Annotated in this window: 15 protein-coding genes; all 15 read left to right on the top strand. The window is 66.3% G+C overall.

Going from position 1 to position 15,519, the window contains the following annotated elements:
• Positions 1-990: 990 nt before the first annotated feature.
• The 15 genes from K7C20_RS07880 (at position 991) to mycP (ending at position 15,513) form a co-directional block, all read left to right on the top strand.
• A complete protein-coding gene (locus K7C20_RS07880; RefSeq protein WP_063753885.1) occupies positions 991-1,263 on the top strand; it encodes a hypothetical protein in 273 nt (90 codons plus the stop codon).
• A 2-nt stretch (positions 1,264-1,265) separates the two neighbouring features.
• Positions 1,266-2,216 carry a hypothetical protein gene (locus K7C20_RS07875; protein ID WP_030078742.1) on the top strand — a complete coding sequence of 317 codons (951 nt, stop codon included), beginning with the start codon at positions 1,266-1,268 and terminating at the stop codon, positions 2,214-2,216.
• Positions 2,216-2,926, top strand: coding sequence for an ATP-binding protein (locus K7C20_RS07870; RefSeq protein WP_030078743.1), 711 nt, complete (start codon positions 2,216-2,218; stop codon positions 2,924-2,926). The genes K7C20_RS07875 and K7C20_RS07870 overlap by 1 nt, the downstream gene beginning before the upstream one ends.
• 96 nt (positions 2,927-3,022) lie before the next feature.
• Entirely contained in the window at positions 3,023-3,616 is a 594-nt protein-coding gene (locus K7C20_RS07865) for a WhiB family transcriptional regulator (RefSeq protein WP_030078745.1), read from the top strand.
• Positions 3,613-4,635 carry a DUF2637 domain-containing protein gene (locus K7C20_RS07860; protein WP_030078746.1) on the top strand — a complete coding sequence of 341 codons (1,023 nt, stop codon included), beginning with the start codon at positions 3,613-3,615 and terminating at the stop codon, positions 4,633-4,635. The genes K7C20_RS07865 and K7C20_RS07860 overlap by 4 nt, the downstream gene beginning before the upstream one ends.
• A gap of 103 nt (positions 4,636-4,738) precedes the next feature.
• Entirely contained in the window at positions 4,739-4,963 is a 225-nt protein-coding gene (locus K7C20_RS07855; protein WP_030078748.1) for a hypothetical protein, read from the top strand.
• 269 nt (positions 4,964-5,232) lie between these two features.
• Entirely contained in the window at positions 5,233-5,583 is a 351-nt protein-coding gene (locus K7C20_RS38115) for a plasmid mobilization protein (protein WP_229893484.1), read from the top strand.
• Between the two features lie 2 nt (positions 5,584-5,585).
• Positions 5,586-7,334, top strand: coding sequence for a relaxase family protein (locus K7C20_RS07845; RefSeq protein WP_053208368.1), 1,749 nt, complete (start codon positions 5,586-5,588; stop codon positions 7,332-7,334).
• Between the two features lie 76 nt (positions 7,335-7,410).
• Positions 7,411-7,803, top strand: coding sequence for a hypothetical protein (locus K7C20_RS07840; protein ID WP_030078758.1), 393 nt, complete (start codon positions 7,411-7,413; stop codon positions 7,801-7,803).
• A gap of 472 nt (positions 7,804-8,275) precedes the next feature.
• Entirely contained in the window at positions 8,276-8,728 is a 453-nt protein-coding gene (locus tag K7C20_RS07835; RefSeq protein WP_053208367.1) for a hypothetical protein, read from the top strand.
• Between the two features lie 2 nt (positions 8,729-8,730).
• Positions 8,731-10,917 (top strand): DUF6571 family protein, encoded by a 2,187-nt coding sequence (locus tag K7C20_RS07830; RefSeq protein WP_030078760.1) that lies wholly within the window; start codon positions 8,731-8,733, stop codon positions 10,915-10,917.
• Position 10,918: 1 nt separating this feature from the next.
• Positions 10,919-12,031 carry a hypothetical protein gene (locus K7C20_RS07825; RefSeq protein ID WP_150127147.1) on the top strand — a complete coding sequence of 371 codons (1,113 nt, stop codon included), beginning with the start codon at positions 10,919-10,921 and terminating at the stop codon, positions 12,029-12,031.
• A 289-nt stretch (positions 12,032-12,320) separates the two neighbouring features.
• Positions 12,321-12,629 carry a hypothetical protein gene (locus tag K7C20_RS07820; protein ID WP_030078762.1) on the top strand — a complete coding sequence of 103 codons (309 nt, stop codon included), beginning with the start codon at positions 12,321-12,323 and terminating at the stop codon, positions 12,627-12,629.
• Positions 12,630-14,140: 1,511 nt separating this feature from the next.
• Positions 14,141-14,296 (top strand): hypothetical protein, encoded by a 156-nt coding sequence (locus K7C20_RS07815; RefSeq protein WP_160328686.1) that lies wholly within the window; start codon positions 14,141-14,143, stop codon positions 14,294-14,296.
• Positions 14,293-15,513 carry a type VII secretion-associated serine protease mycosin gene (gene mycP, locus K7C20_RS07810; RefSeq protein WP_078952783.1) on the top strand — a complete coding sequence of 407 codons (1,221 nt, stop codon included), beginning with the start codon at positions 14,293-14,295 and terminating at the stop codon, positions 15,511-15,513. Before K7C20_RS07815 ends, mycP begins: the two co-directional genes overlap by 4 nt.
• Positions 15,514-15,519: the final 6 nt, after the last annotated feature.

The raw sequence follows: 15,519 nt of genomic DNA, 5'->3' as shown, positions 1-15,519 counted from the left end.
GATGGTTCGTCATATTGGGCTCTGGTAGGGCGAGTTGAGCTCGACACGCCCCTTGACAGGGGTATTGGATGTCCTGTTCTACGCGCATCAACTCGGGCTTATGGCTACTTTGACTAGGGGCTTAGGTGCCGCTTAAATCGCTGCACGAGTCAGTTCGGCCATCAGTTGGTCCGGGATTCCGTCAGGGGAGGAGTGGGCTTTGCAGTCATTCGCAGCGAATCGACCCGCCCGCTGTGCGCGTTTACGGCGGGGCGAGATGGCGCCACTCTCCGCGCTGTGATGGAAGCCTCAGCAGTGCTCAGCCCCCGTTCCGTCAGGGCGCCACACCGTGTCACTAGAAGCTGAGTCGTCTCGGGATCTTCATTCCAGGTGTGCTTTGTTTCTGATGCTCCGCGGGCGGCAAGTCGGTCGGATCACCACGAACGAGGAAGACGTGAGCGCTCGCCGCTCCGTTGTCTGCCTGAGCGTGATGTCAATGCAGGGAACGCCGTTCATGAATAGCCCTCGGCTCGGAATCGATGTGGGATCACCCACCCAGCAGTCCACCGGACCTTTCCGCGGGCCGCGCCGGGGTGGCCTTGGCTCACCGGGGAGTCATATGTCGAGTTGGCGTCGAAGTGGTTCAGCATCCGCTGTGCGCTGGAGTGTTGGCAGCGCTGTGCATATGTTGCTGGTCCCTCGGCGAAAGCGCCGAATCGGAGACCACATCAGGAGGAGAGTCAGAGGTAACGCCCAGCGTCAAGCCCCCAATGTTCAGGGGGAAATGAAGTAGGCGCCCAGAAGCTAGCAGCTTCCGGGCGCCGACCCCGCCACCCCGAAGGGTGCGGATTCATAACCGGGATGGGTCGGCTGACCTTTTCGACGAGAACGGCCGTCCCACCCCACCTACGAGTGAGGAATTGTTGCATGCCCAAGTTCCGAGGTGGAAGGGCACCCGCTGTCCAGTCCGCCAAGGCTGTTGAACCCACTGCCGGAACCCACCGACACCGCTTGGCTGCCCTCATCGCGGACATGATCCCCGGAGCCCGTACCCTCCGCGTCTCGCAGCGCGAGCCCGGCCGGAGCTGGCCGAGCCCCTACGCCCGCACGTACGACGCACAGGGGCAGCTCATAGCGCTCAACCGAGCCCAGGGCATGACGGCCGCACGCTGGGTGATCCGGGCCCACCCCGACGTGACCTGGGAGGAGGCGTACGACCTCGACTTGGCCACCGGCACCCTCCGGCCCGCCGGAGCATACGCCGCCACGGGTGGGGGTCGCTGACCGTGGCCAGGATCCGCACCATCAAGCCCGAGGCGTTCGCCTCCGAGTCGCTTGCCGCCGTCTCCATAACCGCCGAGCGGACCTTCTTTGGACTGCTCACCCAGGCCGACGACCACGGCCGCTTCCGCGATCAGCCCGCGGTCCTCGCCGGCCTGCTGTGGTCCCTGCGGCCTCAACACGGTCCTGTCGATGTCGAGGAGGACCTGACCCAGCTCGCCGGTGCCGACCTGATCTGCCGCTACGAAGGCGACGACGGCAAGAGGTACCTGCACATCGTCACCTGGCGGAAGCATCAGAAGGTCAACCGTCCGAGCGGCATCCGACACCCACCCTGCCCGCAGCACGACGAAGAGCAGGCCGCTCCCGGCGCACTGCAGCCTCACGGAGTGGTCACGGACTCCTCCGTGAAGTCTCACGGAACCATCAGCGAGCCTTCAGTGAAGGCTCTTGGAGGACTGACGGAACCCTCCAAGAAGTACAACGCCGCAGGTCAGAGCACACTTCCTGAGCCCTCACTGAGCCCGCACGGAGCATTCAGTGAGCCTTCCGGGAGCCCTCACGGTCCGGATCTAGGACCTAGGAACCTGGATCTAGGAACTACTCCTTCGGGGGGCGCAAGCGCCCACGTACCGCAGACCGTCTCGACCAAGCAGCTCATGGACGAGTACGCCGCTGCTTGCACACACCGCCCGCCCAGCGGCGTACTCGGCCACCTCGGGCGCGAGACCGCCAAGCTCCTCGCCGAGGGCATCGCCCCCACTCACATCCGCGCTGGCCTTGCCCGCCATCGAACCAAGGGACTGCACCCGAGCACCCTGCCGAGCCTGGTCCACGAGGCCATGAACTCCACCCCCGCTGGTTTGGTGCGGACGGAATCGCGCCCTAACGTGCCCGATCACCGGGCCTGGGCCAACCCCGCCGATCCTGCCGCCGCCTACGCCGAGGAGCTGTGATGCGCGACCACGACGCCCAGCCCGTCGGCGGCATCGCCCGCCGCTTGGCCAGCATCCTCACGGCCCGGGGCATCGACCCGGCCGCCAGGCTCACCGACCCGGCGGAGCCCATCCCTGCCCTCCAAGCGGCACAGGCCCGCATCCCGGCCCGCTACCAGGCCGCCGTCGCCGACCACCCAGCCGTCGCCGCCTGGGTCCGCGAAGTCGCCCAAGCAGGACGCCCCGGCCCGGAAGGTGCGCCGGGCATCGCCCAGGGCCGCTCGCTGCTCATCGTCGGCACCACCGGCACCGGCAAGACCCACCAGGCGTACGGCGCGGTCCGATCCCTGCTCCTGGCCGGCGTTCGGCTGCGCTGGAAGGCCACCACGGCCGCCGACCTGTACGCGGAGCTGCGGCCGCGCCCCGGGCACGATGGCGAGCGAGAACTGATCGACCTCGCCCGCTGCCCGTTGCTGATCATCGACGACCTCGGCGCGGCCAAGAGCAGCGAGTGGACCGAGGAGATCACGATGCGGCTGATCAACCGCCGCTACAACGAGATGCTCCCGACCCTGGTGACCACCAACCTCGGCATGGCCGACCTACGCCAGCACATCGGCGACCGCGTCGCCTCCCGCCTGACGGAGATGACCGACAAAGTCATCCTCGACGGTCCCGACCGCAGACGGTCCCTCGCAGCCGAGCGTCGCCGCATCGCTGCCACCGCCTGATCCCCGCCGCGACGGCCGTCACCGGCCCGCCTCCTTCACGTACCAACTCCCGGGTCACACCTGTCCGAACGCGCCCCGGGCCACTGGAGACGCCCCATGAACAACACCGACAACCAGACGCCGCGCACCCTCGGCGACCACACCTGGCACGACCGCGCCGCCTGCCGATCCACCACCCACCACCAAGTCGACCCGGACCTCTTCTTTCCCGAGCCGGACGAGATGGACCTCATCCGCGCCGCCAAGGCCTTGTGCGCGCAGTGCCCCGTCCGAGGCATCTGCCTCGACGCCGCCCTCGAAAACGGCGACCGCGACGGCATCCGCGGCGGCATGACCGAAGAGGAGCGGGACCCCCTGCACCGCAAGTTCCAGCACCGCCTCAACTACGGCCGCGTCAACGCAGCCTTGGCGGGCCGCGACATCCATCTCACCGACGCAGAGCGCCAAGCCGTCGTCCGCGCCGCCTACCAGGCCGGCACCCCGGCCGAACGCCTTGCCCGGCTGCTCAAGGTCACCGACGAACACGCCCAGAAGCTCTACCGCCGCACCCGTCGGGAGATCCGCAACCGCGCGGTAGAGCAGCAGAAGCATGCGAACAAGGGAAAGGACAAGACCAACAGGCAGTTCACGGCGATGAAGGAATCCACGGCCAACATCCCCTCCCGCGACGACCTCGGGACGGCCGCGTGAGCGACGTCGCGCCGTTGCCGACGCGGATCACCGGCTGGGACCGGGCCGCCATCGTCGCCCTTGGCGGCGCCGGGTGCGCTCTCTCGTACGACGCCCTCCAACAGATGGCCACGGCCATCCACATCCGCGGACTCCTGACGTACGTCTTCCCTCTGGTCATCGACGGCTTCATCGCCTACGGCGTGCGCGCACTCTTGGTCCTGCGCAGCGCACCGCTTGCCCCCCGCTGCTACGTCTGGCTGCTCTTCGGCACCGCGACGGCCGCCAGCATCTGGGCCAACGCCCTGCATGCCGTGCGCCTCAACCAACAGCAGCCGCAAGGTTCGGGGCTTCGGCTCGGCGACGTAACCGTCGGCATCCTGTCCACCCTCGCCCCGCTCGCCTTGGCAGGAGCGGTCCACCTGTACATCCTCATCGCCCGGCGGGTCACCAAACCCGGCCTCCCCGGACAGCAGGACACCTCCAGGGTCCGACCTGACCGGGTCACCGCTGACCGCCGGGACACCCCCGTCGGCCGGGGCGAGCACCGGCTGGCACCGGTCACCTCAGGACACCCAGCTGCGCCGTCCGCCCCGGAGACCAACCGGCCGGTGGTCAGGGCCGGCCGTGACAGTAAGGAGACGGCTGCCAGGGCCGACCTCTCCCGACAGCAGGAGGACTTGGCCGAGCCGGCGCCTGAGCACGATGGCCGCACCGCTGACCTGGGAGGACAACCGGCAACCAGATCGGCCTCGGTCACCCGCCTCCACCTGCCAGCCCTGTCCGTCGCAGAGCCGGAGAACCATCCGGACGCTGCTCCGGAGACCTCGGACAACGGCGCCCCGGACACCGGTCCGGTGACCGACAACCTCCTGCTGATCGCCCGCCAGGCGGTCACAGAGGCGGGCAAGATCACCCGCCGGGTCGTTGCCGACGCCATCCGCGGACAGAACCTCCCGCTCGCCAACGACCGACTGACCGCCCTGATGCAGCAGCTCCGAACTGAGGCCAATAAGGGCTCGGGCACCGAGACGGGCTGACGAACGAGCCACGTCGAGCGGCTGGCCCGGCCGACCTGTACCGCCGGGCCACCCGGCCCCATGCATCACACCATCGACCTCTCCAGACCGCGGAGTCATCACGATGCGCACCACATCGGCCACCCACGCCGAGGCCGACGCCTGGATCACCGTGCTGCGCGACCACGGGCACCTCCACCGCGCCGAATCCGGGCCCGACGGGAGCTGGACCGTCCAGCGAACGCCCACAGGCACACCCCGAACCCTCCACCACCCAGTCCTCGCGCTCGACTACGTCGCCGAGATCCTCCGCGACGTGCGCGGCCACACCGCGGAGACGCCCCGATGACGCCCTCCGAACCGATCGGCGCCACCCCTGAACTGCAGCATGACCACTGCCCGACCCGAGGCCGAGCAAGCTGTACCTTCCGAAACTCCTCCGCTGCCACGGGCTGCGCAGGAGTTTCGGACGGGCTCGCCCCCGCCCCAGAGGGAGCGGGGGAGGCCCGGCACCAGGGGGCACCGGGCTCTGGGATAGCGACCGAGGGCGGACCGCAGCCGGAAGGGGAACCAAACACACCCGCCGCGCCACGCACGCGTCCGCGCCTTCGCCAGAGCGTGCATCGCGACCAAGTCCGCAGCGTCCGTCTGACGCAAGACGAACTCAACACCGTCAAGCGCGCCGCCGAAGCCGTCGGTTTGAAGACCGCCGGATTCCTCGCCGACGCCGCGGTCACAATTGCCCAGGCGCAAGGAGGTCCGAAGACATGGCTGTTGGACCAGCGCGGCCGGGTGGAAGAACTGATGGCCGCCAGCGCGCAGCTCGCCCGCGCCGGCAACAACCTCAACCAGGTGGCCCGTGTCCTCAACTCCGGTGGCCAGGCTCATTACGCGGACGAGGCAGTGGCTCGAGTCCTGCGTGCGGCTGCTCGCGTCGAAGCGGCCGCCATCGAGATGGCAAGGCGTTGACCGTGGTCCCTGACATCTCCATTGGCAGCCGCACCTACGGACTGCTCAACTACCTTTACGGCCCTGGCCGCAGGGACGAACACACCGACCCACACCTGGTCGCCGCCTGGATACCGGAACTCGCCCCCGACCCAGGACGAGACCCAGCCGCCACCCTCAAGCAGCTCACCGACCGACTCGACCACCCGGTCCTCGCCCTTCCGAAGAATCGCCGACCGGCCCGGCACGTCTGGCACTGCTCCGTACGCACCGCACCCGGCGACCGCCACCTCACCGACGCCGAATGGGCCGAAGCCGCCCGCCGCATCGTCCATGTCACCGGCATCGCCGAAGACGGCGACGACAAGGCATGCCGCTGGGTCGCCGTGCGTCACGCCGACGACCACATCCACCTCGTAGCCACCCTCGTCCGCGAAGACGGACGACGACCCCGCCGCCACCAGGACGGCATCCGTGCCCAATCCGAATGCCGCAAGGTTGAAGCCGAGTTCGGCCTGCAGATCCTCAACGGCGGTGACCGCACCGCCGCACAGCGCCCCACCAGCGCCGAACGCTCGAAAGCCGAACGCATCGGCCGCACGGAAACGCCCCGCGAGACACTTCGGGAATCCGTCCGGCAGGCCGTCGCCGGAGCAGCTGACGAAGACGAGTTCTTCCGCCGCCTGGCTGAAGCCGGCCTCCGGGTGAACCGACGCCTCGCCCCCTCCGGCGACACCCTCGGATACAAGGTCGCCCTCCCCGGCGACCGCAACCGCGAAGGCGATCCCATCTGGTTCGCTGGCTCGAAGCTCGCCCCGGATCTCTCCCTGCCCAAGATCCGCCAACGTTTCGACGCCGGACCGCTCAGCGACGAGCACGAGCACACCAGTCAGCCGGGTGAACCATTGTCTTGCCCAGCCCACGCCCGCCGCGAAGCGGCGCATGTCGTCGAGCGGGCAGCAACCGTGCTTGGCGGAGATGACGACAAAGGCGCCGCAGCGCAACTGGTGGGCATGGGCGAACTGCTCGACGCGGTCGCCCAGACCTCCCCAGCATCCACCCGCAAGGAACTGGGCGAAGCCGCCCGCGCCTTCGAACGAGCCACCCGCTCCCACATCCGCGCCGAGCGCGCCGACAACCGAGCAGTGCGTTCCGCCGCCCGCGGCATCGTCCGCGCGGGCAACGCCCTCGGCAAAGGCGAAGACGGCGGCGCCACCGCCATGCTCCTGTCCACCATGGTCCTGGTGGCCATTGCCGCCGCGCGCTGGCATTCCGCCCGCGGTCATGCCCAGCAAGCAGCGGCCTCGCAGCTGGCCGTCCAGCACCTGCGCGCCGCCTACCGCGCCGCCGCCACCCTCCCCATGAACGCGATGCGCGAGCACGGCCGCCGACTCCCCGAACCCACGCGAAGGCGATACACCGGCACCATCACGACCACCCTTCCCGACCAAGCCGACCGCATCCGACGCGAGCCCGGATGGGATGCCCTCGCCGCCACTCTGGACGAAGCCAAGCGCGCCGGCCATGACCCCGACGCACTCCTCAAGGAGGCGATCGAGTGGCGAGAGCTGGACACCGCCGACCGCGTCACCGACGTACTCGTCTGGCGACTGCGACGTCTGGGCAAGCTGCCTGCGGCCGTGACCCCACCAGGTGCGCGTGACGCTCGAACGACGCCCCCGGCCGAAGTCCGCTCGGTACGGCCAACGCCGAACGTGCCTCCAACTCGTGCGGCGCAGCCCGATCCGCGTACGCGCCCGCCGAGGCGCTGACCTGCGAAGCAAGGGCTGGACACCAGACCCGGTCCCTGCTAGTGCTGATCGAAGAGGCAAGAAGGAGATGATGCGGATGCTGAGCGAGGACGTCCGAGTCCACAGAACCGTGCTGCCGCCGGCTAACCCTGACAATGATCCGCTGCTGCGCCTTCAGGCCGAAACGCAGCAGTCCGGTGAAGTACACCTCCGTTGCACTACGCACCCGGAGGAACTTGCCATCACCGGGATCACCGTCATGTGCCCGCGATGCAGTGCCCGACGGGACTGGATGGTCATCTGCGATCGCAACACCGTCAGCATTCGCTGCCGTTGCTCCCATCAGTGGGTCGAACGCGAAATCAGCCGGCAAGACTTCGAGGGGTTGATCGACTCCGGCGGTGAGTACTTCCCGAGCCTCGAAGCGGCCGCCCAGTCCGCAGGCTACGACGGCACGCTGGCCGGAACTTACCTGGCTGAGCGGCGGTAGGGCACAGGCAGAGCCACCCAGGAGCCTTTGCGCTCTCGATATCGTCGAGGCAATCAGCACTCCGGGCCGGTGCGGCGCCAACCATGCAGCTAGGTTCGTCCGTTGACGGCACTGACGACAACATCGCTCACAAGAGGCGCCATCGCCAGCCCATGCCAACAGCATGTCGGCGTCCAGGGCGCCCTGTGGAAGCCGATGAACCCGGCCACGACGTAGGCTGGTTGGGCCGCAGAGCCAAAGGGCCCCGTTGACTGGCCATCCACCACACCTCCCCCGGCATCTCGCTTCTCAGGAGCGAATTGGATCACCTTCGGTGGTAGTTGCACCCACGTCCGTTGCCGTCCTTTCCGCAGGTCAGCCCCGGTGCGGAAACAAACCGCTGGGTTGATTGCTCCCGCTCACTTGACGTCGTAGGCTCCTTCCGCTGTGTGTTCATAATGATGATTGGCCTGCATCGCCACGGGGGAAGCGCATGACCTATGACCAGGACTGGGACCGCCGGCTCAATCCCTTCCGCTACAACGCGGACGGAACGCTCACGGACGCTGCCGAGAGGCAGAACGTGACGATGGAGCTCAACTCCGCTGGTGGGGGCGCAGGCCGCGGGCATGGTGGCCGGCAGACATCGGTCCGTACGGCCGCGCTGACCAAGGCAGCTAGGGCACTGGAGGACCTACGGGGCGACACCGACAAGGTGGATCAGCACGCCCTGTCGGAAACCGATATCGCGTCGAGTGCACTGCACGGCTGGCGGACCGCCGACGCGCTGGGCACCATGCACCGGCGATGGGCAGACGAAGCAGTCAACCTCAGCAAGCTGCTGTCCGACGCCACCATGAAGCTGCACAACACCAGCAACTCGTATGACGAGACCGATCACGCCGAAAAGTCCAGGATGGACTCGCTTGACGGCGGGAGGAACTGACCATGGTGACCTTCTCCGACCTCCTCCACGCCGACCTCGGAAAGCTCCAGGCAGCGGCGGACGAGTGGAAGCTGCTGCCGAAGAAGTACCAGGGACTACAAGAGCTGTTCGAGGCCCGAGTCACCAAGCCCTTGAAGTCCGACTGGCACGGGAACGCAGCCGACCAGGCGCAAAAGTCACTCGCCGAGATCAAGAAACAGTACGGTGCCGCGGCGGAGGAGGCACAAGCCATCGCGACTCTGCTGCTCGATGCCCACGCCGAGTTCAGTAGCGCACAGAAGAAGCTCCGCCGGATCATTGATGAGGAAGCGTCGGCCGAGAAGCTCGAAGTGCTGGACGGCGGCACGGTCATCGATGCCGATCTCGACAACCAAGGTCTTACCGACGCCTATCGCGACACTTTCCTCCCGGAACGCAAGGCCAAAATCGAGGCCATGCAAAGGCGCATCGAGAAGGTGCTGCGAGATGCCACCGCAGCGGACGAAGCCGCGGACTGGGCGCTACGCCAGGACTCCAACGGCAAGAACAGCGACTCGTTCAACAAGAACATCTACACCTCCCTGGATGCGGCGCGAGGTGCCCAGAAGGACACCGCCGAGGCGCTCAGGCTCGCCAGTAAGGGTGGCGAGAACTTGTCCAACGAGGAGTTGGACAGGTTGGGAAGCATCCTCGCGAAGCGCAAGAACGACATGGTCTTCGCGGAGAAGTTCGCTACCACGATGGGACCGAAGGGCGTACTCGAATTCTGGCGTGAGGCATCAGGGCCGAACTCCGGAGAGCGGGGCAGCGAACGCAATGCCGCCCTCAAGCAGCTGCAGGCCGGCCTCGGCTCCACACTCGGCATCGCCACACAGAGCGACAGCGCGGCGATGGACGGGTGGAAAGAGAAGATGCTGGCACTCGGGCCGCAGACCATCGACCCGGGCGACAGCGGCGGCCCGAGCGCCAAGGGCTACCAGTTGATGAGTAGCCTGATGCGCAGCGGTGCCTACGACACCGACTTCCTCAACGACTACGGCCGAGACCTCGTGAAGTACGAGCAGTCCAGAAGCCCAGCGACCCCCAGGGAGCTGTGGGCTCCAGACTCCACCATGCCGCGGATCGACTACTCAGGAGACGGGCCGGGCGCCGATCCCATGACGGGGTACATGGACGCGCTGAGCACGAATCCGGAAGCCGCTACCCAGTTCCTCGACCCTGGCGAGCCTCGTGAGAACGGTAATCTCAAATACCTTGTGGATGACCGTGAGTGGGTGAAGGACGGGTTCCACGAGAAGACCGGACAGGGTTCGTTGGCCCTGGCCATCGAAGCCGGCGCCACCGGGCATCAGCCGGGTCACGAGGACGCTGTGCGCGAGCACACCGCATCGCAAGCCAGGATCATGCGCGACAGCATCAACATGCTTGACGGTGGCATGGAGAACAAGAAGCTTCCTGACGGCATGCATCGCCCGATCGCCAATGCGTTGGGTGACTACGTTGCCGATACGCATCACATTCTTACCAGCGTCAACGACAAGGCCTCTGGACACTCTGCGGAGGACAGCTCGGGCGTATGGAATGACAAGAAAACGGGTCAGTTGCGGATGGCCGTTGACAGGGGTTCGTTGATCCGGGTCATGCGCGGGGTCTCGGAAGATCCGGCGGCGTATCACGTCATTCAGTCGGCGGAGACCGTGCATGTGGCACAGCAGTTGGCTGACATCGCACCGAGTGCAAGTGCGGACGAAATCAAGGGTGTCATGTCTAATTCTGCCAAGGCGATGGGAGCTATCGACGCTGTCCAAGGTGACGTTATCCTCGACGACCGGGATGGCAAACTAGGGGCTCACAAGTGGGCTATAGGTAAGGCCGGATACCACACGACAGCGGGGATCGTTACCAAGTTCCCCGTCGTTGGCGACATCGCGGTACGCCTTACAGATGCGGGCGCTACGGCCTGGCAGGAGCATATGGATTCGGTTACCAAAGCACGCGCCGCGGAAGACATCGAGGAAAACGTCCTTGGTGAGGTCGACAAGGGCGGACAAGCCGGCGTCAATGCGATGGTGGCGAAGTGGTACGAGACGCACGGGCGCGACTCCGATGCCCCGGATGTCGACTTCGCCCAGAACGATATGCAGGGCTTTTACCAGAACGGCCGCAACAACACTCAAGTTGCCCTCGGTCGCGGCGGAGAAAACAGCTGACATGACGGAAGCAACGGAAACTCGCCGGATCGGGGATCCAGATCCCCGCGTAAAACGCTTGAACCGCAAACGGCTATTGATCACGATAGTTGTTTTGCTCATGGTTGCCGCGCCCGGAGCCTTCTATTTCAGTGGATCGTATGACCGCTGGCAGGATGGTCGCAGTCTGGCCGACACCTGCAGGGGCAGCGTGGACACCTCGGAGATAAAGGAACTGCTGGGCGGTGACCGCCTGCGAGGGCACGACATTGAAGAAGGTGAAGGCGTCAGCCCTCGTGCGGGACGTCTCCACAAGTGTTCCGTAGGTGTCCCTGATGGGGGTTCCTGGGTGTCGGTGGCGCTCGACTGGAATCCTGATGCCGCAGGCCCCCTCCACGACTTCGGCGGCTTCACACCCTATGGTGACGTGGGCATGGCGATTCCCTTCGGTCACGGCTGGCAAGGCGTGATGGACCAGATCCCCATGACCAACGACCTTGTCGCCATGGTGAACGTGCCCTGCGCAAACCGCGGCAGTGACGCACGGCATTCCTCACTGATTGTCACTGTGCAAGGGAATGCCATGCGGTCGATGGAAGAGGCTGTCCAGCGTGCCCGGTTTGCGCGTACATCCGTAAAGACTGCACAGAACGCAGCTAAGGCGTGGGGCTGCGAAGCCCAGACTGGTTCGGCGATCGACCGAGTGCCGGTGAACACCGCCCACGCTGAGGTGAAGCCAGGTGCCGCCAAGGGGACCTGCACGGGCATCAGCACGACTGTTCGCGAGAGTGCAACCGATCCGAAAGCGCCGATCGAAAACTGCTACCTATTGCCCGATTCCGGATCTTCGCACTATCGCCTCAGTGCCTTCTATGGCCCCTTTGTTCAGGCGCTGCCGGCGCAGGCAGGCTATGGAGACGAATTCGATCCGGAGCAGCCTTCCGGTCATAAAGGAAGTGCGTTCTGGGCTTCGGCCGAGTGTTCTTCCGGCGGCCCGGCGTTGTACATCGCGACCAGCGTTCCCGACGGGGATCGGATCTTGTCGCCGGATGGAAGGCTTGCCAAGACCGCCCTGAAGGAATTTGCCACCAGGTCAGCAAAGCGCCACGGCTGTACGGGTCTCAAGCTTCCGTGACGGCACTGCCGGTGCGGTGAGGGCCTCAGCTTCACCGCACCGGCAAGCGGCACATCGGTCGGCTACCGATGTGCGGGTATGCGCCCTACGGGTATGCGAGATGAGTTGGAGAGCCGTCTTCCAACGTCCCGTCGGCCAGATCCGCGTCACTTTCAGGACAGATCCGTGGCGCCTTGGCTCCCAGCAGGTAGCCGGTTGACCTGGTGTTCTGATGGAGGGTTACATGGGTCTGCTGTGGGGCTTCAGGGCCAGGCAGCAGACCTATGCGTGACACCGGGGGGAGTTACAGATGGCCGAGGAATACCGAGTCGATCTGAGCGCACTACAGCAAGCCATCACGCGGCTCAACTCGCTTGTAGACACCATGGATGGGGTCGGGACCACCGCGGAGTACAAGACGGAGCTGCCGGAGGGGTATCTCGGTCAGGGGTTCGCCGAGGAGGCCGGGCTTCGGAATGCGCACGGCAGGATGAAGCGGGAGATCGCCGAGATGGTCGCCGAGCTGAAGCACATGATTGCCGACGCCGGCAAGAAGACAAGGACCGTTCACGACGGCTACGACAGCCGTGAGCAAGAAGTCCGCAAATCCATGCGCTGAGGCGAAGTGCCGCCGGCTTGCTCACGTGAGCTGGCACAACGGGGAGGAACGAGATGGGTAGCGGGGGCGGGCACACCACCAATTTCTCAAGCCATACGCTTGAGGCACTGAAAGCCATGGTGCGCGACGCACAGCCGGACAAAGTCGATGAGATCGCCGACCACTGGATGTACGTGCATGACCAGCTGGCCGGCGATGCGCCGGACGGCAGTGTGCGGGATCTGCTCGAGAAGGCCATCGCAGATGTCCGTGAGTACTGGCATGGCGCGGCGGCAGAGGCATTCGAGGCGCGTGCGAAGGTGCTGAGCACGAGCCTCAAGAACGGCTCTCTGTACGCGAAGAATACGTCGCACACCCTGAAGTCCGCTGCGATCGACCTTCGCAATGCTCAAAGGGCTGTCACAGCCTTGCAGGACTCCGAGTCCGATTCGAAGGGCGGCAACGTCCTCCAAGCCATCGGATCGAAGATCCAGGACGGTGCGGACTGGCTGAGTGATTTCGGTGCCCGCAGCGATGACGGCCTGAAGCAGGACCTGGCCAAGGGCATGGGCACCGGCGATGCGCTGGAGAAGAACCGGGGCACGCTGTCCCGTGGGCGGGAGATCGCCTTGGAGGCGGCCGCCTATATGGAGAGGCTCGGGGCCTCGTACAACGTCAAGGCGCAGACTTTGCAGGGGCCGAGGAAGAGAGAACCGGATGCGCCTGTCGCTGCGCCGGACTCGACGGTGCCACCGCCAGATGTTGCAGCTGGCGTGATGCCGGTTGTGGCGAGCCCCCGGAAGGCCGGCTCGGGTTCGGGAGGCCGGCAGACGGTCGGCACTTCGACGTCGGCGGGAGGAGCTGCTTCGCCCCGTCCAGGCCACGTGGGTGGTGGTACGGACAGTCCCGCCGAACCGGGAGCGCGCACCTCTGTGCCGAAGGCCCCACTTCCGGGTACGGCATTGGACGGCGTCCGTGGCGGTGTGCCCACTCCGTCTATCCCTCCTGCCCCAGGGGGCGGAGGACCTGCAATTGGCGGAACCCCGGGGGAATCCGGTTCGGGCCCTGGTGGGCCAGCTATGCCTATAGGCGGCAAGCCATCGGCCGGTGGCCGTGGCCGGTTCAGCAGCAGAACAGCACGCCCTGGTGCGCCTGGCGGTCCCAGCACGCCCCCCGGCGCTCGTTCAGGGTCGGGGAAGTCCGCCATTCCAGGTTCCCCCGGTCAGCCAGGACGGGCCGGGCGACCTCCCATCGGAGGCGTCAGCGGCTCAGGGGCAGCGGGGAAGGGGGCTGCGGGTGGCCGCCAAGGAGGGCTGGCTCGGCGTCCGGGCGGTGTCATCGGTGAGCCGGGTAAGCCCGGAACACCTGGGCGCGGAGCACAGGGTGGTTCTGGCCTGCACCGTAGCCGCGGTGGCAGTCTGAGCGGCGGTTCGGGGACGACTTCTCCCGGTCGGGGCACGATAGGCGTGCCGCCCGGCGGACGATCGGCCCGGGACGAAAAGGAGAGGCGTCAGCGGTCGAGGCCTGACTACTTGGTCGAGGACGAGGAGACCTGGGTTTCGCAGCGCGACACTGTGCCCGAAGTCGTCGGGGTGACTGCCCCTGTCGAGAACGCCGAAGTTGACGTGCCTGAACAACAAGGCGGCGAGGCGGAAAAGGATCGTTCGGAAGGAAGCGGCAAGGCGTGACGTTCAAGCGAAGGATGACAACGGCGGTTGGGACGGCGCTGCTGTGCGTGGCCGGCCTCGCGCAGCTGACTCCCCCTGCAGCCGCGGATTCCATTCGCGATCGTCAGTGGGCGTTGTCGGCATTCGATGCGGACGCGATTGAGAAAGTGTCTACAGGTCGGGGGGTGACCGTCGCCGTCATTGACAGCGGCGTCGACGGCACCCATCCGGATCTCGTGGGGAAGGTGCTACCCGGTAAAGACTTCCTTGAGGGTGGTCGTGCGGACCGTGAGGGGGATAGTTCCCATGGCACCGGCATGGCTTCGCTGATCGCTGGGCACGGCCATGGGCAGGGAGGCACTGCGGGCATCAAGGGTCTGGCGCCGGTGGCAAAGATCCTCCCACTGCGCGCCATTACGGATAGTGACCTGCAAATGGGCACCGCCAAACCGGTGTCACAGGCGATCCGCTACGCCGTCGATCACGGCGCGTCTGTGATCAACCTGTCACTGGGGGACAACTTCAAGAACCCGGACATGGCCGCCGCTGTCAGGTATGCACGGCAGAAGGACGCGGTCATCGTCGCAGCAGCCGGGAACGACGGAGTTGCGACGCCGGAGTATCCCGCGAGCTTCCCCGGAGTGATCTCGGTGGGCGCCGTCGACTCCTCTGGCAAGATCTGGGAGAAGTCCAACTACGGGTCGAACACCTTGCTCTCAGCGCCAGGCGTGGACAACTACAGTGCGGGACTGAATCACCAATACCAGCACGGTACGGGTACCTCGAGTGCCACCGCCTACGTCTCAGCCGCCGCCGCCCTTCTCCGCTCGAAGTTCCCAGACCTCACGGCTGGCCAGATTGCCAACCGCTTGGTGAAGACAGCTAAGTTGCCGGATTCCGTGAAGGGCACAAAGCTCCCGGACAAGCACTATGGCTACGGCTTCATCCGCCCCTACAGCGCTCTGACGGAGGACATCCCCGAAGGCTCGAAGAACGGCCCCCTGCCGGCGCCGTCGCAGGCGTCCGCAGCCTCAGCGGCTCCCACTGCCCCGGCCGACGGGTCCGACGCCTCCTCCAGCCAGGACCGGTCGGCGTACGTCATCTGGGGTGTCGTCGGCGTAGCGGTGCTGGGGCTGGTGACGGTGCTGGCCGTGGTCATCGTCAAGCGCCGGCGCCCCGTCGTGCCACCGCCTGCCCCGTTCGGCCAGCAGTCGCCCGGCCCTGACTTCCGGTCGTAGCCGGCG

Origin of the sequence: Streptomyces decoyicus (assembly GCF_019880305.1) — a bacterium.
Lineage (GTDB): Bacteria > Actinomycetota > Actinomycetes > Streptomycetales > Streptomycetaceae > Streptomyces > Streptomyces decoyicus.
Note: the sequence above shows the minus strand (reverse complement) of the source record. Positions and strands in the feature narration are given on the sequence as shown.